This window comes from Thiocystis violacea, from assembly GCF_016583565.1.
GTDB classification, from domain to species: Bacteria; Pseudomonadota; Gammaproteobacteria; order Chromatiales; family Chromatiaceae; genus Thiorhodococcus; species Thiorhodococcus violaceus_A.
Map to the genome: position 1 here is coordinate 1 of NZ_NRRF01000258.1, position 619 is coordinate 619.

Sequence of the window (619 nt, forward strand, 5' to 3'; positions counted from 1 at the left end):
GACCAGGCCGGACGCGATCTCGGCGCCCTGGTCGAGAACGCCTCGCCCGACTATCGGCCCCTGACGCGCGCTCGCGCCCTGGCCCTGTGCGGAGCGGGTCTTTCGGCCCTGGCCTCCGTCGCCGATCATGCCGAGGCCCTGGCCCAGGGACGGATGATGTTCGACGCCGCCGCCGATCAGTTCACGCCCGACCACAGCCCGCTGGACTGGGCCGTCATTCAGGTGCTGCGCGCCGGCGACGACGCCACGCCCCTGATGCTGTTGAATCAGGCCGAGGCCCTGACCCAGGGGCGCGGCCTGATCATCGGCGCCCTGGTGCGCGAACGCCGGGTATCGCGCGAGATCGCCCTGGCCGAGGCTGTGCGCGACCTGACGGGGCTGGAGCTTATGGAGGCCCGCCTGCACGACCGGCTCGCCGCCGCTGCGCCGCTGGACTGGGCCGCCGACCAGATCGGTCTGGCCGAATTGGCCCTGGCCCGTCATCGCCTGGGCGGCCCTGCGCCCGCCCACCTGCACCTGATCCTGAACGAAGCCGTCCTGACCGCGCGCGAACTGGGCGTGCCGGCCCTGGCCGACCGGGCCGGGATGCTGCTGTGGAAGGCGGGGCTTTAGCTCTAAG

General features: G+C 72.7%; 1 protein-coding gene. It reads left to right on the forward strand.

Going from position 1 to position 619, the window contains the following annotated elements:
* A partial coding sequence (locus tag CKO23_RS25090; protein WP_200336311.1) for a hypothetical protein occupies nt 1–612 on the forward strand: 612 nt, incomplete at its 5' end.
* Between the last annotated feature and the right edge of the window lie 7 nt (nt 613–619).